13 protein-coding genes are annotated in these 21,674 nt (G+C 68.2%); 3 read left to right on the top strand and 10 right to left on the bottom strand.

The genetic code is table 11. From position 1 onward, the window contains the following. Positions 1–26 precede the first annotated feature (26 nt). Positions 27–1,436: an FAD/NAD(P)-binding protein gene (locus LL964_RS03990; protein WP_167395228.1), complete on the bottom strand. Its 1,410-nt coding sequence runs from the start codon at positions 1,434–1,436 to the stop codon at positions 27–29. A gap of 593 nt (positions 1,437–2,029) precedes the next feature. On the opposite strand from LL964_RS03990, the gene LL964_RS03985 reads away from it, so the two are divergent. Beyond that, the gene (locus tag LL964_RS03985) at positions 2,030–2,788 is read left to right on the top strand and encodes an SDR family NAD(P)-dependent oxidoreductase (RefSeq protein WP_104586478.1); all 759 of its coding nucleotides are present in this window, start codon (positions 2,030–2,032) and stop codon (positions 2,786–2,788) included. A 115-nt stretch (positions 2,789–2,903) separates the two neighbouring features. Here LL964_RS03985 and LL964_RS03980 read toward each other — a convergent pair whose 3' ends face one another. From LL964_RS03980 to glgA, 8 genes are all read right to left on the bottom strand, one after another. After that, complete coding sequence (locus tag LL964_RS03980) at positions 2,904–3,536, bottom strand: NAD(P)H-binding protein (protein ID WP_104586182.1); 633 nt, start codon at positions 3,534–3,536, stop codon at positions 2,904–2,906. A gap of 16 nt (positions 3,537–3,552) precedes the next feature. Further along, entirely contained in the window at positions 3,553–5,715 is a 2,163-nt protein-coding gene (gene glgX / locus LL964_RS03975) for a glycogen debranching protein GlgX (protein WP_104586184.1), read from the bottom strand. Between the two features lie 124 nt (positions 5,716–5,839). Continuing rightward, positions 5,840–6,025, bottom strand: coding sequence for a DUF2934 domain-containing protein (locus LL964_RS03970; RefSeq protein WP_104586185.1), 186 nt, complete (start codon positions 6,023–6,025; stop codon positions 5,840–5,842). Positions 6,026–6,055: 30 nt separating this feature from the next. Further along, entirely contained in the window at positions 6,056–8,659 is a 2,604-nt protein-coding gene (gene treY / locus LL964_RS03965; RefSeq protein ID WP_104586187.1) for a malto-oligosyltrehalose synthase, read from the bottom strand. Continuing rightward, positions 8,656–10,590: a 4-alpha-glucanotransferase gene (locus LL964_RS03960; protein ID WP_104586189.1), complete on the bottom strand. Its 1,935-nt coding sequence runs from the start codon at positions 10,588–10,590 to the stop codon at positions 8,656–8,658. Before LL964_RS03960 ends, treY begins: the two co-directional genes overlap by 4 nt. Beyond that, positions 10,587–12,344, bottom strand: coding sequence for a malto-oligosyltrehalose trehalohydrolase (treZ, locus tag LL964_RS03955; protein WP_104586191.1), 1,758 nt, complete (start codon positions 12,342–12,344; stop codon positions 10,587–10,589). Before treZ ends, LL964_RS03960 begins: the two co-directional genes overlap by 4 nt. A 2-nt stretch (positions 12,345–12,346) precedes the next feature. Next, positions 12,347–14,581: a 1,4-alpha-glucan branching enzyme gene (locus LL964_RS03950; protein WP_104586193.1), complete on the bottom strand. Its 2,235-nt coding sequence runs from the start codon at positions 14,579–14,581 to the stop codon at positions 12,347–12,349. Further along, complete coding sequence (gene glgA / locus LL964_RS03945; RefSeq protein ID WP_146092325.1) at positions 14,578–16,164, bottom strand: glycogen synthase GlgA; 1,587 nt, start codon at positions 16,162–16,164, stop codon at positions 14,578–14,580. The genes LL964_RS03950 and glgA overlap by 4 nt, the downstream gene beginning before the upstream one ends. A 479-nt stretch (positions 16,165–16,643) precedes the next feature. Between glgA and LL964_RS03940 the strand changes: the two genes are divergently transcribed. Then, entirely contained in the window at positions 16,644–18,272 is a 1,629-nt protein-coding gene (locus LL964_RS03940; RefSeq protein ID WP_104586195.1) for a GGDEF domain-containing protein, read from the top strand. Between the two features lie 252 nt (positions 18,273–18,524). On the opposite strand, the gene LL964_RS03935 is transcribed toward LL964_RS03940, so the two are convergent. Then, entirely contained in the window at positions 18,525–19,466 is a 942-nt protein-coding gene (locus LL964_RS03935; protein ID WP_167395229.1) for a DUF808 domain-containing protein, read from the bottom strand. A gap of 189 nt (positions 19,467–19,655) precedes the next feature. On the opposite strand from LL964_RS03935, the gene LL964_RS03930 reads away from it, so the two are divergent. After that, positions 19,656–21,431 carry an ABC1 kinase family protein gene (locus LL964_RS03930; protein WP_104586197.1) on the top strand — a complete coding sequence of 592 codons (1,776 nt, stop codon included), beginning with the start codon at positions 19,656–19,658 and terminating at the stop codon, positions 21,429–21,431. The last annotated feature ends 243 nt before the right edge of the window (positions 21,432–21,674 follow it).

Raw genomic sequence — 21,674 nt, 5'->3', positions numbered from 1 at the left:
CGACGAGGGCGAAACACATCCCCGCCTTACGAGCGCCCGTTGACTTCGCGCGGGACGTGCTCGGGTTCCGGCTGTAAGGCCGGCGTTGCGCCCAGCAACAGCCGTTCGGCCAGCGAGCGCGTGGCCACGCGCAATTCGGGCACGGCGGTGATTTCCCAGTAGCGTCCACGCAGCAGCGGTCCCACGCAATACAGCCCTGGCACGATCTGCCCGGTGCCGTCGCGCACACGCAGATGCGCATCGGTATCCACACCCAATCCCAATGGATCGGCGCGCAACAGGCCGGCTTCGCGCATACCGGCGATCAACGGATCGCTGGTGCGATCGATATCGGTATCCAGGCCGGTGGCACGAATCACCGCATCGAACCGCAAGGTCTGCGCATCGGCTGCGCCGCGTGCGCGGATCACCGCTTCCACGCCATCGGGCACCCAGCGCGCCCGCAGCAAGCGCGCTGCAACAACCTCCAGCTGGCCGGTGACCTGCAAGTGCGCCAGCTGTTCGGCCGCACCCGGCGCAACGCGATGCCGCACGACTTCCCAGTACGGGCGCAGGTGGCGCAGGAACCGCGCGCGTTGCGACAGCTCCAGACGCTGCCACAGCGGCTGCAGATGCGGGCGTAACGCATCCACCACGCGCCTCCAGTCGTCCACTACCGCGCTGAGCTGGCGTACGCCGCGCAACAGTCCGCGCAGATCGGCATCCTTGAGCGCACGCTGCAGATGCGGCGGCAGCTCCAACGATGCGCCAGGCTGGCGCAGATGCGCCTGCGGCGCCAGCCCGCGCCGGGAGATCGCCAGCATGCGGCCCCGATGTCCGCGCGCATGCAGGCTCAGCGCCACATCCACCATGGTCAGACCCGCACCGACGATCAACACGTCGTCATCCGGCGACAGCCGTGCCAACGCATCGCCCTGCCATGGCCAGCCGATGTAGCGGGGATGCACGCTCAAACGCGGGCCGATACCCGCCAGCGCCTGCGGTTGCAACCCGCCGACCGCCAGCACCACGCGATCGCTGTGGAAGGCATCGCCGTTGGCGAGAAACACGCGAAATCCCTTGCGCACACGCTCCACCGCCACCGCTTCCTGCGACAGGCGCACGATCGATGCCTGCGCACCACTCACCGCTGCATCGAGTTCGCTGCGCAGGTAGTCGCCATAGGCGAGGCGCGGCAGGAATTCCAATCGCCCGCTCTCGCCCAGATGCAAGGTATCGGCGAACGCACCCGGCGCCTGGGCGTCGATGCCAAGGTCCTTGGCGCGCACGTTGAGCAGATGCTCCGGCCGCGCCGCGCCGTAGGCAATGCCGCTGCCGAAGGTGTCGGCCACGCCCACCAACGTGATGCGCACCTGCGCATCGGCCGTCTGCGCCAGCGCACGGACCAGCGCGGTGCCGCAGAAGCCGGCACCGATGACGGTGATATGGGTTTCCATGTGCAACTCCCACTGAATGACCCGCACGTTGTGCCCGCAGCGCGCAGCCGATGTGTAAACAATTGGTTAGCGAGGAGCAATCAGAAAGGCATGAGCTGATCGCCAGCGGCGATGAGGCTTACGGGGCAAGCAGCGCTTGGCGCCTATGACGGCCAGATGACAGCAGCCGCCACCGCAACCGATGGGCCAGATCGCAGACGCAGGCATCCAGTACGGGCGCCGCTGCGCAGCGCACTCTGGACGTCCTCGCTATCCGGCAACCGGTGCCGAAGCAGGCATGCGTGCCGGCTCAGGGAGCTGCTGCGGACGCCCACCCGGTGAGGCCTGCTGCCGGGCTTGGAAGACGCTTCGCCATCGGCTGCGTCGCAGGCTTCCGTTGTCGCTCCGGCCTGGCCTGCCACTAGCCTGGGCGTTCGTGTTTCGCGCCTGAAGACGCCACCTGAGGCTGCACCTGCCGCTCGTGCCGGCGCTGCTGCAGCGTGGAACTTCCTGCTGCGGCGCCACGCACTTGCCTACCCCACTAGGTCCGATAGCAGTGCGTCATGCAGCGCCCGCTGTCCGATAATGCGGGTTTCTACTCTCCGGTCTCCGTCATGTCCGACTCCGCATCTCCTCCGCGACGCGTCCTGATTGCCGGCGGCAGCCGCGGCATTGGCCTGGCGATCGCCGAAGCCTTCGTGCGCGATGGCGCGCAGGTGTCGATCTGCGCACGCAGCCCCGACGGTCTGGCGCAGGCGGCCCACGCGCTGGCTGCGCAAGGTGCGCCGGTGCATACCCTGCCCTGCGACCTGGCCGATGCCGCACAGATCGAACGCTACGTGCAGGCCGCCGCGCAGGCATTGGGTGGCCTGGATGTGGTGATCAACAATGCCTCCGGTTTTGGACACGGCAACGACGATGCAAGCTGGCAGGCGGGGTTGGATGTGGACCTGATGGCAGCGGTGCGCTGCAACCGGGCTGCCTTGCCGTATCTGCGCCAGAGCAGCGACGCGGTGATCATCAACATCAGCTCGATCAACGCGCAACGCCCGACACCACGCGCGATCGCCTATTCCACCGCCAAGGCCGCGCTGAATTACTACACCACCACCCTGGCCGCAGAGTTGGCGCGCGAACGTATCCGCGTCAATGCACTCTCGCCCGGATCGATAGAGTTCCCCGACGGCCTGTGGGACAGGCGCAGTCGTGAGGAACCAGAGTTATATGCACGCATCCGCGACAGCATCCCGTTCGGTGGCTTCGGGCAGGTGCAGCACGTGGCCGACGCCGCGCTGTTTCTCGCTTCATCGCGGGCGCGCTGGATCACCGGGCAAGTGCTGGCGGTGGATGGCGGGCAATCGCTGGGCGTTTAGGGGGAGCGGTACCAGCGAAAGTGCCGCAGTCCATACCCACCCACAGGAGCGTGCCTGCGTGCGGCGAACCTCTAGCAGTAACGCCCTATCGCGCTCGGGCGCGCTCCTGCGATCATTAGCCCGCCAGCTCTGCAGCCTCAACGCTATGCTCGCCACGCGCCGGCGCGAGCGCGGCGGATACCATTGCCGCAGCAACACGCTCTGCCGGGTTGATGCGAAAGCGCCGCGGCAGCAACGGCCCCAGTGCGCCCAGCACGAGGCTGCCGATGTGTTCGCCGGTGCGGCGCTCTTCGCGTTCGCCGCCGATCAGGCCGGGCCGCACGAAGGTCAGCGAGGGGAAGCCGACGGCGCGCAGATCGCGCTCCAGCTCGCCTTTGACGCGGTTGTAGAAGATGCGCGATTGCGCGTTGGCGCCTGCTGCGGAATTGAGAACGAACACCGAGGTGCCCTGCGCGCAGGCCGCATGCGCGATCGCCATCGGGTAATCGTGGTCGATACGATAGAACGCTTCGCGCGAGCCGGCCTGCTTCATGGTGCTGCCCAGGGCGCAGATGGCCGCTTCCATGCGCGGTGCGGTCCACTGTGGCAGCCGTTCGAAGTCGACCACCTGGTTGCGCAACTTGGGATGCATCTGCGGCAGCGGCCGGCGCGTGATCGCCACCACGCCGGTGCAGCGTGCATCGGCCAACAGTTGCTGCAGCACATGCTTGCCGACCAATCCGGTCGCACCTGCCAGTAATACGTCCATCAGGCCATCCTCGCCATCAGCGCGCCCCTTCGGAGACGATGCGCGCACTGCTGGCGATGCGGTCGCGCTCCACCGCCAGCAGCGTCAGCGAATGCGCGGGCGCCTTCCATTCACTGCCGCCGGCAACCACGCGCCCGCCATGGCGTGCGGTATCGACCAGCACGCGCCAGTGTTCGTCGTGCATCGCCGGCAGAGTGAAGGAAACACTGGTGGACGCGGCATTGATCAGCATCAGCAAGGTGACGTTGGCGGCGATCTCGCGCAGGCCGGTGGTGGGCGAGCGGCCATCCAGGCGCAGCATCAGCGCGCGAGCCTCCGGGTCGTGCCAGGCGGCCTCGTCCATCTCCACGCCGCTGGGCGCCAGCCAGGTGAGGTCCTTCAGGCCCAAGGCGTCGTCGAACTTGCCGTCGAAGAATCGCGCGCGGTGCAGCAGCGGGTAGCGCTGCCGTACACGGATCAGCCGCCGCACGAACGCGGCCTGGTCGGCGGCGGCGGCCTTGGTGGCCGCCGTCCAGTCGATCCAGGTCAGCGCATTGTCCTGGCAGTACGCATTGTTGTTGCCGTTCTGGCTATGGCCGAACTCATCGCCGGCCAGCAGCATCGGGGTGCCCTGCGACAGCAGCAGCGTGGCCAGCAGATTGCGCATCTGCTGACGGCGCAGCTGTTTGATGGCCGGATCGTTGGTGTCTCCCTCCACCCCGTAGTTGGCCGAAATGTTGTGGTCGCTGCCGTCGCGGCCATCCTCGCCGTTGGCCATGTTGTGCTTGCTTTCGTAACTCACCAGATCGCGCAGGGTGAAGCCGTCATGCGCAGTGACGAAGTTGACCGAGGCAGTGGGACGCCGGCCGCTACGGTTGAACAGATCCGCAGAACCGGTGAGTCGGGTGGCCAGCTCGGCGAGCTGTCCGGCATCGCCGCGCCAGAACGCGCGCACGTTGTCGCGGAACTTGTCGTTCCATTCCATCCAGCCGGGTGGGAAGTTGCCGACCTGATAGCCGCCCGGGCCGATGTCCCACGGCTCGGCGATGAGCTTGGTCTGGCTCAGCACCGGATCCTGGCGCACTGCGTCCAGGAAGCTGCCCGACGGATCGAAGCCATACCGTTCGCGGCCCAGGATGCTGGCCAGATCGAAACGGAAACCGTCCACGTGCATTTCCTGCACCCAGTAGCGCAGCGAATCCATCACCATGCGCAGCGCGCCGACATTGGTCAGGTCGAAGGTGTTTCCGGTACCGGTGTCGTTGATGTAGAAACGTCGATCGTCGGCCAGACGATAGTAGCTGGCGTTGTCGATGCCCTTGAACGACAGCGTGGGGCCGAGCTCGTTGCCCTCGGCGGTGTGGTTGTAGACCACGTCCAGCAGCACTTCCAGCCCGGCATGGTGCAGGCGCGCCACCATCTGCTTGAATTCGGCCACCGTGCGCGTGGACATGTAACGCGCCTGCGGAGCGAAGAACCCCAGCGTGTTGTAGCCCCAATAATTGCGCAGGCCTTTTTCCAGCAGATATTGATCGTCGACGAAGGCGTGCACGGGCAGCAGTTCCACCGCAGTGACGCCCAACGAGCTGATGTGGTCGATCAGTTCATCGGTCTTCAATGCCGAGAAGGTGCCGCGATTTTCCGGCGGCACCGCCGGATGCAGCATGCTCAGCCCACGCACGTGGGCTTCGTAGATCACCGTGCGGTTCCACGGCGTCTGCGGCGGGCGATCCTGGCCCCAGGTGAAGGCCGGATCGATCACCGCCGATTTGGGCATGAACGCGGCGCTGTCGCGCCGGTCGAAGCTCAGGTCCTTGTCGCGGTGGCCGATGGTGTAGCCGAACAGATGCGGCGCCCATTTCAGCTCGCCGACGATCTGCTTGGCGTACGGATCCAGCAGCAGCTTGTTGGGATTGAAGCGATGCCCTGCATACGGCGCGTAGGGACCGTGCACGCGATAGCCATAGAGCTGCCCGGGGCGCGCGTCGGGCAGATAGCCGTGCCAGACTTCGTCGGTGTACTCGGGCAGCGCGATGCGTTCCTGTTCGCGGCCACGCTCGTCGAACAGGCACAGCTCCACGCGTGTGGCATTGCGCGAGTACAGTGCGAAATTGACGCCCAGGCCGTCCCAGGTCGCACCGAGCGGGTTGGGACGGCCTTCGCGGATACGCGAGCGCTGGGTGAACTTGCGGGTGGCCATCGGTAACTCCTCGGTACGGTGACATCAGGCACGCGATTCGCGCTGTGGGACGACGCGGGCGTACGCCGTTCGGGGGCACGCCGGATCACCCGGCAGACTGGGCTGAAAGGTGGCAGAAGCCACGTTACTGGCGTGCAGTGATCGGCGTGACCACCTGCTCGGTGGCCTGCTCGGCAGCCCGCTCCTCGGCGTCCACCAGCCGCTCGGCCATCGCCCAATGGCGGTCCGCATGTCCGTCGGGACGGCCTTCGGCCTCCCAGATTTCCTGTGCCAACTGGCGAAGCCGTGCCTGGCGTTGCATCTCATTCATTGCGTGCGTTTCTCTCGAGGATCTTCGGGGTCAAGCGGTCAGCAACACTGCCACCGGTGCGCGTGCAAACAGCGTCGACAACGGCACGCGGCCGTGCTGCGGCTGCAGCGTGCTGCCGTCGAGCACATGGCGATAGGACGCCTCCGGCAAGGCCAGTGCGGCCTGGCCCCAGATCGCCAGTGGCAGCAGCAGCGGCAGATCGCCTTCGCCCTGGCTGCCGGCGCCCAGCCGCGTGACCGCCACCACCAGCGACTGGCCGCGGTGGTGACGACGGAATGCCAGTACCTGCGCACCACCGCTGGCGGCGACCTGTAGCGGTTGATAGTCGCCCTTGGCGAACAGCGCCGGATGGTCGCGGCGCAGCTGCAGCAGCACGGCGATGAGGCGGGCCTTGACAGCGCCATCGCGCCAGGTGCGCAGCGACGCGTTCCAGTCGCGCGTCTGGTCCAGCCACTGCTGGCGTTGCGCATAGTCCACCGGGCGACGGTTGTCCGGATCCACCAACGACAGATCCCAGCCTTCGGTACCCTGGTACAGATCGGGCACGCCCGGCACGGTCAGGCGCAAGGTGGTCTGCACCAGCGAATTGCGCGCGCCAGCCGCAGCGATATGGTTGCTGGCGCGCAGCACCGCGCGCCGTAGCGGCAAGCCTGCGCGGCTGCACAGCACCTGTTCCACGGTGGCCTGCACCGCGTGTTCGTACGCGGCCGAGCCATCGGTCCAGCTGGTATGCAGTTTGGCTTCGCGCACCGCCTTGAGCAGCCATTGCGCCACGCGCTCGGCGTAGCCGGCCAACGGCTCGGCCTGATCGGCGCCCAGGCCGATCGGCCACGCCGCCACCAGCGTCTGCCACAGCATCTGCTGGTCGCCACCGGCCAGCGCCGGCGCGTCCAGCGCTTCGGCCAGGGTGTCGAACTGGGCACTTTGCTCGATCCACCAGCGTGGCTGCTCGGACAGCACGGCCAGACGCATGCGCAGGTCTTCGCCACGCTTGTGGTCGTGCGTGGCGGTGGCCAGCAACGCGCGCGGATAGTGCCTGGCGCGTTCGAGATTCTGCGCGTGGAATTCGGCCGCCTCGTTGGCGAAATGGGTGGGATGGCTGCCCACCTCGTTGCGCGACAGCAGCACGCCGTGCCGATAGAACGCGGTGTCCTCCACCGCCTTGGCGTTGAGCGGCGCGGACAGCTGCTCGACACGTCGGCGCAGGATGCGACGCAAGGCGATCTGGGCGCGGTCGGCGCCAGCGTCGTCCAGCAGCCAGCGCTCGATGGCGTTCACCGCCGCCACGATCGCTTCGGGCATGCCTTCGCGTGCGTGCGCGGCGGTAGCGCGCAGCCGCTCGGCGTCGCTGCCGGTCAGCCCCTTGCTGCCGGCATAGGTGCGGTACACCGGGAACCAGCGCAGCAGCACGCACAGGCCGCGCGCGAGCATCTGCGGGCTGAACTCGCGGGTTGGCGGATCCAGTCGCGCCAGCGCCGACAACGCGCCCACCGCGCGATTGAACTCTGTCTGCAACGCACCGCGCAGCATCTCGTCGCGTGCGGCGCGTTCTTCCTGCGCGAAGTCGCCACTGCGCCCGCTCATCTTCTGCCAGGCACGCGCCAGCGGCTTGAAGCCGGCCGCGTCGTGCAACACGCCGCCCACCTGGTCCATGAAGTCGTAGCCGGTGGTGCCATCGCACGGCCAGTCGGCCGGCAGGTGCTCGCCCGGTGCGAGGATCTTTTCAAGGTACAGGCCCAGCGTGCCGGGCTTGAGGCCGCGCGTGCGGCCGGCCGCATCCAGCCGGCTGCGCAGTTTTCGCACATAGCCGGTGGGGTCGGTGAGTCCATCCACGTGGTCGATGCGCAGGCCGTCCAGATGGCCTTCGGCCACCAGCCGCAGCGGCAGCGCGTGCACCGCATCGAACACCGCCGGCAGCTCCACGCGCAGCGCCACCAGCGAGGTGATGTCGAAGAAACGCCGGTAGTTGAGCATGTCGTTGCCGACACGCCACCAGTTCAAGCGATACGGCTGGCGTTCGATCAGTTTGTGCAACCGACCATCGCCGCGCCTGGCGCCGTCGTTGTAGTCGCGCAGCCACTGCGCGCGTGCGGCCTTGTCGGGAATGTCCAGGGTCTGCGGACGGATCGGGTACCGCTGGTCGTAGTGCGCCAATGCGGCGCCGCCATCGTCTTCGATCACCAACGTGATCAGGCCTTCGGCCAGCGCCGTCGCATACGGGCGATCCAGCACTGCCAGCCACAGCTTGCCGTCGCGCCCCGGGGCACGCCAATCGATGTCGAACCAGTCCGCATGCCTGGCGCTGCGGCCGTTGCGCAGTACATCCCACCACCATGCGTTCTGCGGATGGGTGGCCATGTGGTTGGGCACGATGTCGGCGATCAACCCCATGCCGTGTTCGCGCGCGGCCTTCGACAGCGCGATCAGCGCATCTTCGCCGCCGAGCTCGGGGTTGACCACCGTGGGGTCGATGTTGTCGTAGCCATGCGTGGAGCCGGGCACCGCGGTGCCGATCGGCGACAGATACAGATGGCTGATGCCCAGGCTGGCGTAGTACGGCACCTGCGCGCGCGCATCGTGCAGGGTGAAGCCGGCATGCAGCTGCAGGCGGGCGGTGGCGCGAAGCTCGATCATGACTGGGAGTCCGAAACAGCCGCGACGCGACGCGCCTCGGCAACGCCGTGCAGCGCCGTGGTCAGGCGCGCATGCGGCAAGGGATCGGGCAGACGTCGGCGCCAGTTGGGATGGACCTCGACGGTACCCGGCAGATTGGGTTGTTCCTGCAACGCCAGCGCATCTTCCACCGGCACCAGCATCAGCGGAGACACCCCGCTGGCGGTGAACCGCAGCGCGCCCAGCAGCGGGTCTTCGGCCTGCAGGCCGGCGTGCTCCACTGCGACATCCAGGCGCGCCAGATCCTGCGACCGCGTCCGCGCATCGTCGGAAGCCTGATCGGGCCCGATCAAGCCCAGCTGACGCCGCCACTGGATATCGCGGCCCTGGCGCCACCCGGTGAGGGTGGGCAGGTCGTGGGTGGTGGTGGTGGCCACCGCGTCCGCTCGCCACAGCGCCGGCGTGACGAAGGCACCCTGCCGGTCGCGGGTGAACATCAGCACATCGATCCCCATCACCCCGCGCTGCGACAGTTCTTCGCGGATGCCCGGCGGCACCACGCCCAGGTCCTCGCCGATGACGATGGCGCGGTGGCGCCAGGATTCCAGTGCCAGCAGGTTGAGCAGGTCGTGCAGCGGGTAGGACAGATACGCGCCTTCGTTGGAGCCGGCGCCATCGGGCACCACCCATAGCCGCAGCAGGCCCAGGATGTGATCGATGCGGATGCCGCCACGGTCGCGCAGTACCGCGCGCAGCAGCGCGATGTAGGCCGCGTATCCATTGCGACGCAGGGCGGTGGGCGAATATGCGCCAATGCCCCAGTGCTGGCCATCGGCATTGAAGGCATCCGGTGGCGCGCCCAGGACCAGGCCGCGCAGCACGCTGTCGCCAGCCGCCGCCGCCTCGGCGCCGTTGGGGTCGAAGCCCACTGCCAGGTCGGCGATCAGGCCGATCCGCATGCCGCGCTCGTGCGCTTCGCGTTGCGCATCGGACCAGCTGCGCGCCGCCAGCCACTGCGTGAACACATGCAGCTGTGGGTCGTTGTCGCCGAAATCGCGGGCCGCAAAGCGGGCGAAGCCGTCCAGCTCCGCGCCACCGGCAGCGCGAAACGCCAGCAGATCCGGATGATCCGGCGACACCCGCGCGTACAGCTCACGCAGCAATCGCCACTTGGCCTGTGCCGCGGCCGGCCAGTCGATCAAGGCATGCGCATGCAGGCTGGCGAAGTGCTCGCGCAGGCCGGGCACGGCAGCCAGCGCCTCCAGCGCCGTCTCGCCGAGCACGCGCACCGGTGCGGCATGCAGCGGGTCGAAGAAGCGCCGGTCGCTGGGCGAGTAGGGGCTGTAGCCGCCGGTGATCGGGCGCGCGGCATGCACCGGGCTCAGCGCCAGCGCGTCGGCACCGGCCAGGGCCGCATGCCGCAGCCATTCGACGGTGCCGGCGGCATCGCCGATGCCGGCATCGTCGGGACTGCAGGCCGAATACACCTGCAGCGCCATGCCCCAGGCGCGCGGCGAGGTCTGCCCGCAGGCGTCGGCCACGCTGAAGCACCGCGGCGGCGCCACCGCCACCCGCTGCGTCGTTGCGCCGATCTCCAATGTCCAGTAGCCGTAGCGTTGCGGCGCGCGCAGGCGCCCCTGCGCGTCGGCCTGCGCCGCTTCGCCAGTGCCGCTGTCGTCGTCTATCCAACGGCCGCTGGCATTGGCGGCGACGCGCAGCACCAGTGGCTCGCCGACCTGTACGGTGAGCAAGGCGGCCGGCTCGGCAGCCTGGGCCTGGCAGCGACGCAGACTGTCTTCACGCTGTGCGGCGGTGGCGGCAGGCAGTTCCAGCGCGGCCAGCACTGCCTGCAGCGACGGCTCGCAGACCTGCCGCGGCTGGTCGCTGGCATCCACCCAATCGACCATCACCCCGGCCGCGGCGGCCAGGGTGCGCAGGGACTGCGTGCTCATGCCTGTGCCTCGTGCCAGGCGATGAAGCCATCCACCGGCAACTGTTGCGTGGCGGCATCCACGTTCTCGGCGTAGGCGAGCTGCCCACGCAGCGGCGGCAGCGGCACGGCGGCGGTACCGACATTGAAGGCGATATGCCACAACCCGCCGGGCAGCTCCCAGGTGGCGGCCACCGCGCCATCTGCCAGGACACTGGCACGCAGCGCACGCGCCTGGGCCAGGCCCGGCACCAACCATTGCCGCCGCGCGGCCAGCAACGCCGTGAACCAGGCCGCCCACTGCGCGCCCTCGCCCTGCGCTGCATCGTCGATCGGCGAACGCGATGCGGCGAAGGTCGCATGGCTGTTCGGATCGGGAATGGTGGCACGCTGCGCTGCATCTGCAAACGCAGCGAAATGCGCGAACTCGCGGCGACGGCCTTCGCGTACCGCCTCGTCCAACGGCGGGCCGAAATCGGTGAAGAACAGGAACGGCTGGGTGGCACCCCACGGCTCGCCCATGAAGAACAGCGGAATCATCGGCGTCAATGCGGTCAGCGCCAGCGCCGCGCGCAGGCGTTGTGGCGAGACCAGCACGCGCAACCGTTCGCCGCGCGCGCGGTTGCCGACCTGGTCATGGTTCTGCGCGAACACCACGAACTTGTGCGGCGGCAATGCTCCGCTGGGCTCGCCACGCACATGCCCGCGCGGATCCGGCTCGCCCTGGTAGGCGAAGCCTTCGCCGAGCACGCGCGCCAGATGCGCGGTCGGCTTGTCGGCAAACGCGGCGTAATAGCCTTCAGTTTCGCCGGTGAGCAGTACATGCAGGGCATTGTGGAAGTCGTCGTCCCACTGCGCGGTATAGCCGCGTTGCAGCTGCGAGGCCTGGTTGGCCTCGTTCTCCAGGACCAGGTGCACGTGGCGGCCGGCCGGCAGACTGGTTTCGATGGTCTCGCGCAGGGTGTCCAGGAACGTATTCGGTGAAATCGCGTGCACCGCATCCAGGCGCAGCCCGTCGAAGCGGTATTCGTGCAGCCACATCAATGCATTGTCGAGAAAGTAGCGCTGCACCGGCGGCTTGCGGAAGTCGATCGCCGCGCCCCACGGCGTGGGCTTGTCTTCGTTGAAGAAGGCGCCGGCGTAGTTGCCCAGGTAATTTCCGTCCGGGCCGAAGTGGTTGTAGACCACGTCCAGCAGCACCATCAGGCCATGGCCATGCGCGGCGTCGATCAGCGCCTTCAGCTCGTCCGGCGTGCCGTATGCGTCGGCCGGCGCATACGGCAGCACGCCGTCGTAGCCCCAGTTGTGCGCACCCGGGAAGGCGCTCAGCGGCATCAGCTCGATCGCGGTGATGCCCATCGCCGCCAGCTGTGGCAGCTGCGCCGTTACCCCGGCATAGCCGCCGCACGTGCCCACGTGCAGTTCGTAGATCACCGCCTCGTCCCAGGGCCGGCCCTGCCACTGCGGGTGGTTCCAGCGGTAGCCATCGGTCGGCTGCACGGCGCTGGCGCCATGGACGCCATCCGGCTGCCAGCGCGAGGCCGGGTCCGGCACCGGTTCGCCGCCGTCGATGCTGTAGCGATAACGCGTGCCGGCCGCGCAGGCGAGCACCGCACGGAAGAAGCCGTCCGCCCCCGCCTGCAGCGCAGCGCGCGTGCCGTCGGCGAAGACCACCTCCACGCGGCTGGCGTCCGGTGCCCAGAGCGCGAAGCGCACTTGCCCTTCACCCGCTGGCCATGCGCCCCAGGCCGGGGTGGTCGCGTCGTGCTCGCTCATCGTCATGTCTCCGCTTGCAGATAGATCGTGGCCAGCGGCGGCAAGGTCAGGCGCAACCGTTGCGCATGCCCATGCATGCCCAAGGGCTCGGTCGCCAGGCGGCCGCCGTTGCCGAGGTTGCTGCCGCCGTAATGGGCGCTGTCGGTGTTGAGGATTTCGCGCCAACTGCCGGCACGCGGCACGCCCACGCCGTAGTCGTGCAGCGGTTGCGGGGTGAGGTTGCTCACCGCCAGCAGCGGTGCGCCGCCGCCGTCGGGGTCATGGCGGACGAACGCCAGCACGCTGTTATGCGCATCGTCGGCCACGCTCCAGTCGAAGCCGGCGGCACGGTGGCTGCCGCGATACAAGGCCGGTTCGCGCCGCAGGACGGCATTGAGATCGCTCACCAGCCGTTGCACGCCGCGGTGCGGCGCGCCATCGAGCAGGTGCCAGTCCAGCGAGCGGTCGTGGTTCCAATCGGCCCACTGGCCGAATTCGGCGCCCATGAACAGCAGTTTGTCGCCCGGGTGGGCCCACATCAACGCCAGGTAGGCGCGCAGGTTGGCGAAGCGCCGCCAGTCGTCGCCCGGCATCTGCCCGAGCAGACCGCCGGTGCCGTGCACCACCTCGTCGTGCGACAGCGGCAGCACGAAGCGCTCGGAGAACGCATACACCAGGCCGAAGGTGAGCTGGCTGTGGTGCTGCGCGCGCTCGGCCGGATCGCGCTGCATATAGCTCAGCGTGTCGTGCATCCAGCCCATGTTCCACTTGTGGGTGAAGCCCAACCCGCCATCGGCCAGCGCTGCGGTCACGCCGGGCCAGGCCGTGGATTCCTCGGCGATGGTCAGCACCCCGGGAAAGCGCGCAGCGATCTCGGCATTGAGCTGGCGCAGGAACGCCACCGCCTCCAGGTTCTCGCGCCCACCATGCGCGTTGGGCACCCACTCGCCTTCGGCACGGCCATAGTCGCGATACAGCATCGAAGCGACCGCGTCCACGCGCAGGCCATCGAGGTGGTAGCGATCGATCCATTCCAGCGCGCTGCCCAGCAGAAACGCCGTCACCTCCGGGCGACCGTAGTTGTAGATCAGCGTGTTCCAGTCGCGATGCATGCCTTCGCGCGGGTCGGCATGCTCGTACACGGCGGCGCCGTCGAATTGCGCCAGGCCGTGCGCATCGGCGGGAAAGTGCGCACTGACCCAATCCAGGATCACCCCGATGCCGGCGCGGTGGCAGGCATCGACGAACGCGGCAAGGCCCTCCGGGTCGCCATGGCGCGCGGTGGGCGCGTACAGGCCCAGCGGCTGGTAGCCCCAGGAGCCGCCGAACGGATACTCGGTGATCGGCAGCAGCTCGATATGGGTGAAACCCAGCTGCTGCACATAGGGAATCAGTTCCCTGGCCAGACCGGGCCAGTCCAGCGGCTGGTCGTGCCCGTCCCGCCGCCACGAGGCAGCGTGCACCTCGTAGATGGACATCGGCGCCGGCAGCGTCTGCGCGCTGCGCCGGCGCATCCAGTCGGCATCGGTCCAGGCGAACGCCCCGCTACCGGCTACCACCGAGGCGGTGGCCGGCGGCAGCTCGCTCTGGCGCGCCACCGGGTCGGCCTTGAGCAACACGCGGCCGTCGGCCGCGGTGATGGCATATTTGTAGCGCGCGCCGGCTTCCACGCGCGGCAGGAACAGCTCCCAAAAGCCGCCGCTGCGCTGGCGCATCGGGTGCCGCCGCGGCTCCCAGCCGTTGAAGTCGCCAACCACGGCCACGCGCTGCGCGTGCGGCGCCCACACCGCAAAGCGCACGCCCGGCACATCGCCACAGTGCACGTGCTGGGCGCCGAGCGCGTCGCGTAGCGCCTGTCCGTCGCCAGCGGCGATCTGCAGCAGCACCGACTCGTCCAGGACCGGGCCGAAGGCGTACGGGTCTTCGATCTCCTGCACCGCGTCCGGCCATACGATGCGCAGCCGATACGGGCCATCGCCCGCCAGCTCGCCGTCGAACAGGCCTTCGATCCCGCTGGCCGGCATGCGTGCCAGCAGTTTGCCGCGCGGATCGATCAGGCCCATCGCCTCGGCCCCCGGCGCCAACACACGCACCCGGCGTTTCCCGTTGGCTTGCGGGTGCGGGCCCAGCACCGCGAATGCATCTGCAGGCAGCCCCTCGGCCAGCGCCTGCAGCGTCTGTGCAACATCGGACATGCCTTCCGTGGTCACCGCGTCAGTTTCCGTCTGCTGGCCCTGCCCGTCCAACCGTTCGCTCATGACATCGTCGCAAGCGCGGGCGCGTGGGCGGCGGTGTGTTCGTAGAGGGAAAGATACTTCCTGCCGGCCACGTCCCAGCCGCTGGGACGCAGCATCGCCGCACGGCGCATCGCCGACAGCAGGCTGGGCAGGCGGAAGGTGCGGAACGCTCGCTCCAGGCAGCGGCGCAGCGCTTCCACGCTGGCATGCTGGAACAGGAAACCGGTGACGCCATCGTCCACGGTGTCGATCAGTCCGCCGGTGGCGTGGGCGATCGGCAGGCAGCCGAAACGCTGGGCGTACATCTGGCTCAGGCCGCAGGGTTCGAAGCGCGAGGGCATCAACAGGAAGTCGGCACCGGCGAACATGCGCCGTGCCAGGCCTTCCTCGAAACCGATGAACGCACCGACCTGGCCGGGGTAACGGCGGGTCAGCTCGGCCACCTGCTGCTCGATCTCCGGCTCGCCACCGCCGATCACCGCGATCTGGCCACCGGCGGCCACGATCTGCGGCGCGACCTCGCAGATCAGATCAAGGCCCTTCTGGTGTACCAGCCGCGACACCACCGCGAACAGCGGGCCGGTGCTATCGCGCAGCCCCAGCGCCTTGCGCACCTGTGCGGCATTGGCCTGACGGCCCTGCCACTGATTCACGCTGAAATGCGTATCCAGATATTCGTCGGTGCGCGGGTCCCAACTGGCATCGATCCCGTTGACGATACCGGTCAACGCACCCTTGGCGGCGCGACCGGCCAGCAAGCGGTCCAGCCCGCAGCCCTGCGCCGGACCGGTGATCTGCTTGGCATAGCTGACGCTGACCGTATTGACGTGATCGGCGTTGACGATGCCGCCGCGCAGGAACGACATCTGTCCGTAGAACTCCAGCTCGGCCACGCGCTCGGCAGGAATGCCCAGCGCGGCCGCCATCGAATACGGCACCAGTCCCTGATAGGCCAGGTTATGGATGGTCAACAGGCACGGAGTGGTTCCGCCGGACCAGCGCACGTAACCGGCCGCCAGCGCACACGGCCAGTCGTTCAGATGCAGCAGGCGCGGCTTCCAGCCCAGGCCGGCATGGCCGGCGGCGATCTGCGCGGCCGCATGCGACAGGGTGGCGAAGCGGATGGCGTTGTCTTCGAACTCCGAACCGCTGGTGCTCACATAGGGCGAGCCATCGCGTTCGAACAGTTCCTTGGACAGCAGGATGTAGATGGGCAACCCGTCCGATTGCACGATGCGGCCGATGTCGCAGGCCGGCAGCGCGGCATGCGCCAGCACGCGGCCCACGATCTCCACCTTGCCGGCGCGCTCGAGCACGGCGCGGTAGCCGGGGATGAGGATGCGCACGTCGTAACGATGCCGCAATGCACGCGGCAGCGCCGCCGCCACGTCGCCCAGCCCGCCGGCCTTGATGAAGTCGGCCATCTCCGACACCACGAACAAGGCGCCACGCGTATCGCTCGGCGACACCGGCAAGCGCTCGTGGTGGCGGATGAAACGCCCGCGTGCATCGCGTGGACGCCCGCTCTTCTTCAGAAGCGAGGGGATCAATGCGCTGCGCTCTAGGCGCGCGGCAGTGGCGTGAAGCGGCATCGTGGCAACCATCTAAACGTCCGTCGTAAAGTGGGTGGAGACGGAAAACGGCGAAGCGAAAACCATCGTCTGCCGACGCGGCCAGACGACCTGCTGCGAATGAGGAGCGAGGACGACGCGCATACTCCACGTTGTCCCTGCCGACGAATCTACACCCCGTCCAAATAAAATATGCGTGAACATGTGCTGACTTTTCTGCGACAACGCTCATTCCGTTGCACACGGCTGCGTATGTCCAAAGGCATAAGCGGACATCGCCTTGCGACTCGATCCCCGTAACGGTGCATCGGGAGCGCGATGCACCGAATATGGGCGAGTGACGCGACACGCCCGCTCATTGCATGACCAGTTCATGCAGCGACGTGGATGGTTGGCGGAATGCCTGCAGTCACGCCGTCCCACCCGGCCGGCGCGCCTGCTCCGGCTCGCTCAAGGCGGACGCGGGCGGGCCGATAACCTGCGTCAGCAAGAGGACTTTCGAGAGCCGGCGCATGGCAGAACAGCCTGAACAACCCAGCCGCCCGCGTGGCGGGCTGCGCCGCCTGCTGCCATGGGGCGGCACCGACTCCGCACGTCCGGCCGCGGCCTTGCCCACGGTGCGTGGCGGCGAGCGCGGCGGGCACGGTCTGGCCGCGCATCAGTTGGTGCCGGCCAAGGCCAAGTCCGGCGCGCACGATCCGGCCGCCGCCACCGCACTGCTGATGCGGCTGTTCTCCCATGCTGCGCATCCGGAAGCGCTGTTGCAGGCGTTCGCCGACGGCATTGCCAGCCTGCATGGCGAGCTCGGCGACATGGGCGTGCGCCTGAGCGCGGCGTACGCGGCCGGCGACTGGCTCGGCTATGGCCGCACGCTGCGCCAGCTGATCGACAAATACATCCGCACCATCGATACCGGCGACTCGCTGGCCGATGGCCGCACCGAGGCCGAACAGCTACGCGATCTGCTGCGTCACGCCCTGGGCAATGCCCTGGCCACCCTGCTGCAACGCAGCCCGGAGCTGGCCGAGGAAGCCCAGACGCTGGCCTCGGCACTGCGCCACTGGCGCCCCGGTCATGAGCTGGTCACGCTGGAACAGCGGCTGCGCGAACTCAGCCATCAGATCGGCTTGCGTGCCGAGGATGCCAGCGAGCAACAGAACCTGTTGCTGGGCCTGTTCGACCTGTTGCTGGAGAATGTCGGCGAACTGCTCGACGACCGCAGCTGGCTGCAGGGGCAGATCTCGGTGGTGCGGCAGTTGATCGCAGGCCCGCTGGATGTCGGCTCGATCGAGCAGGCGCGCGGCACCCTGCGCGAGGTCATCTACAAGCAGGGCCTGCTCAAGCAAGGCATCGCCGACTCCAAGACCGCCATGCGCGAGATGATGGTGTCGTTCGTGGACCGGCTGGACGGCATGGCGACCAGTACCGGCGAATATCACGATCGCGTTGCCGGCTATTCGCAGGCGATCGGCGACGCTCGCAGCATTCCCGACCTCAACCGACTACTGCAGGACGTGCTGCAGGACACCGCCGGGGTCCAGGCGCAGGCCCTGGCCGCCCGCGACGAACTGCTCTCGGCGCGCCGCCAGGTCGAAGAAGCCGAACAACGCATCGCCTCGCTGGAGCAGGAACTGACCGCAGTCGCCGGGCTGGTCCGCGAAGATCAGCTGACCGGCGCACTCAACCGGCGGGGCTTCGAGGAACTGTTCCAGCGCGAGGCCGCGCGCACCCAGCGCAGCGGCCAGCCGCTCTGTGCGGCAATGCTGGACCTGGACGATTTCCGCCGCCTCAACGAGGCGCACGGCCACGCCGGCGGCGACGCCGCGCTGCGCCACACCGTGGACGTGGCCAAGGCCGTCTTGCGCACCACCGATGCCATCGCGCGTTTCGGCGGCGAGGAATTCGTGCTGCTGATGCCGGACTCGACCATCTTCGAGGCCAGCGCGGCGGTCATCCGCCTGCAGCGGGCCCTGGCCCAGCGCTCGCTGCTGCACGATGACGTGCGTGTATTCATCAGTTTCAGCGCCGGCGTAGCCCTGCGCCACCCGGACGAAACCCAGGACGAACTGATCCGCCGCGCCGACCGCGCCATGTACGACGCCAAGGCCGCCGGCAAGAACCGGGTGATCAGCGCCGATTAGCGCCGCTCGGCATCCAATGGCCGGCTCCGGCCGCAGGTATTGCAACGGGCCGACCAGGTGCACCCACTCGCCGGCTGGCAGCGTGTGCCGGCCACATCGGACGCCGAGGCACATGGCCGGGGCAGCGGATCCGCGAGCCGGATCCCGGCATGCCGCCCCGAAGAAGCGCGCGCCTTGGCAAGCAACGCCGGGCGGTCCCACGCGACGCAGCCAGCCCGCAGGCATCGGCAACGCCGACGCCCCGCATCGGCCTCAGTGCGCGGTCTTGTTGCCGCGCAGCTTCTGGAACCCGGTGACCACCGCCAGCACCACCGCGCCGGCCACCACGCCCACCAGCATGTTGCCCAGCGCCTCGACCAGCCAGCCCATGCCACCGGCCGAGTTGGCCAGATCCACCACGATGTGATGCAGCGCCGGGATGTTGTGGACCAGGATGCCACCACCGACCAGGAACATCGCCAGCGTGCCGGCCACCGACAGGAACTTCATCAACCACGGCGCGGCCACCAGGATGCCGCGACCGAGCGTGGCCAGCGACGCGCCCTTCCGGGTCAGATACAGGCCCAGGTCGTCCAGCTTCACGATCGCCGCCACCAGGCCGTAGACGCCGATGGTCATCGCCAGCGCGATCGCCACCAGCACGGCCACCTGCTGACCGAACGACACCTCCGCCACCACGCCCAGCGACAGCACGATGATCTCCGCAGACAGGATGAAGTCGGTGCGGATGGCGCCCTTGACCTTGTCCTTTTCCAGCGCCACCACGTCCACGCTCTCGTCGGCCAGCGCACGGGTGCGCTCGGCATGCCGCTGCGCCTCTTCGTCCTCGCTGTGCAGGAATTTATGCGCCAGCTTCTCCACGCCTTCGAAGCACAGGTAGGCGCCGCCGATCATCATCAAGGGCATCACCAGCGGGATGTTGTAGCCGCGTCCGCGCAACCAGGCCTCCAGTGCGCTGATCGCCAGCGCTGCCGGCACCAGGATCACCTTGTTGACCAGCGAGCCCTTGGCCACGGCCCACACCACCGGCAACTCGCGGTCGGCGGTGACCCCGGTCACCTGCTGGGCATTGAGCGCCAGGTCGTCACCCAGCACGCCGGCGGTCTTCTTGGCCGCGACCTTGGTCAGGATGGAAACGTCGTCCAGCAGCGTGGCGATGTCGTCGAGCAGGGTGAACAGGCTGGCACCGGCCATGCGCAAGGTCCTTCGTGGGTGGGTGCGGATTCTCGCCGATCCGGCGCCCGCATGGGGTGATGGCATGGCATTGCCCGGCCGTTGCGCGCCGTTGTCTGAGCGATACCGGCAAGGTGGCGCGTCGTCCGGCGGCTCCCCCCGAGCGCGCCGCCCTGGCGTGGCGGTGGGTCGCATGCGGCTGGATTCACCATGCCGCGACCCCGCGCTGGCCACACTGATCGCCCGCACGACGCCCCGGAGAAGGCCTTGAGTCACCACGATCCGCACCGCAGCCCGGCCCCGGTCGCAAGCCCGGCCGACCACGCCGTGGTGGGCGGAATGAGCAGGCGCACGCAGATCCTGCGCCTGCTGCTGCGGTATCGCGGGTCCGGCGTGTTCGCCGGCATGAACCTGGACCCGGCCGCCATCAACGACTACGAGGTGCCTGCCGAAGGCACTCCGGACCAGTTCGTCTCCGACCTGGAGCAGCTCGGCCCCACCTTCGTCAAACTCGGGCAGATGCTGTCCACCCGCCCGGATATCGTGCCGCCGGAGTTCGCCACGGCGCTGGAGCGCATGCAGGAGAACACCAGTGCAGTGCCGGTGGAACGCATTCGCCAGATCATCGAAGAAGAGCTCGGGGTGTCGGTGAACAAGGCGTTCTCGCACTTCGATCCCACGCCGCTGGGCTGCGCCTCGCTGGCGCAGGTGCACCGCGCCGCATTGCGCGACGGCACCCCGGTGGCGATCAAGGTGCAAAAGCCCGAGGTCGCCGCGCAGGTGCGATCGGACCTGGAGGTGCTCAAGAGCTTCGCCACCGCGGCCGATCGGCTGACCGGCATCGGTCGCCGGGTGCGCTTTGCCGACTGGCTGGGCGAATTCGGCAAGACCCTGCGTGCCGAACTCAACTACGAGGACGAAGCCGAGACCCTGGTGCGTTTCGGAAAGCACCTCAAGCCGTTCGCACGCTTGTGGGTGCCGCAACCGATCTGGGACCTGAGCAGCCGCCGGGTGCTGACCATGCAGCTGGCCGAAGGCGTGCGCGTGGACAAGATTTCCGGCCTGCGCCGTACCGAACAGCCGATGGACGCGCTGGCGGCCGAACTGGTCAAGGGCTATCTGGACCAGATGTTCGTGCATGGCGAGATCCATGCCGACCCGCATCCGGGCAACCTGCGCGTACTGGCCGATGGACGCCTGGCCATCTTCGACCTGGGCATGGTCGCGCACGTTCCGCCGCGTCTGCGCGAGCGCCTGCTCAAACTGTTGTTCGCCGCCGTCGATGGCCGCGGCGAAGAGGTCGCCGAAGAGACCATCGCACTCAGCACGCGGCTGGAAGATTACGACGAAGAGCGCTATCAGCGCGAAACCGGGCAGATGATCGCGCGCTACGCTGCGCACGACACCACTTCAGAAGGCCGGGTGGTGCTGGATCTGGTGCGCATCGCCACCTCCACTGGCCTGCGCACGCCGCCGGAACTGAGCCTGCTCGGCAAGACCCTGCTGAATCTGGAAGGCGTGTGCCGCACCCTGTCGCCGCAGCTGGACACGCGACGCATCGTCGAGCGCCACCTGCAACATGTGATGCGCGCACGCCTGAAGAAATCCATGTCTGCGGCCAACCTCGCCAGCGAGGCGATGGAGCTGCAGCACCTGGTGCGTGAGGGACCGCGCCGGCTGTCGGAGATCCTGTCGCTGGCGGCGGAAAATCGCCTGCAGATGCGCGTCACCGGGCTGGAAGAATCGCATCTGATGGAGAGCCTGCAGAAGATCGCCAATCGCGTGGCGGCCGGCATCGTGACCGCGGCATTGATCATGGCCTCGGCGCAGATGATGCGCATCGACACCGGCTTCAAGCTCTGGGGTTATCCGGCCATCGCGATGGTGCTGTTCCTGCTCGGTGTGGTGCTGGGGCTCGGCATCGTGGTCAGCGCGTTGTTGTTCGACCGCCGCGTCAGGGCGCGCGAGGAGCGCGGGCATCGCTAGGTCGTGCATTGCCCGTTGAAACTGGCGCCCGCGCTTCCCCCGGCGCTACATAGCGTACGCCGCCGTGGCCGCCCGGGGTCGCCGAACGCAAGCGCAGAACCCTTCCTGACGGCCATCCGTTGAATCGCCGCGTCCGTCGCAAAGGGCGCACCGCACTGGCACGGTGCCGGCCAACAAACATTTCAGTCAGCTTCGTCGCGGCATAGTCGGTCATCCGGGTGTCATGTATATGTGGCGCGCGGG

The sequence above is a fragment of the Xanthomonas melonis genome, assembly GCF_020783655.1.
Classification (GTDB): Bacteria; Pseudomonadota; Gammaproteobacteria; order Xanthomonadales; family Xanthomonadaceae; genus Xanthomonas; species Xanthomonas melonis.
This window is presented reverse-complemented; position numbering and strand designations above follow the sequence as displayed.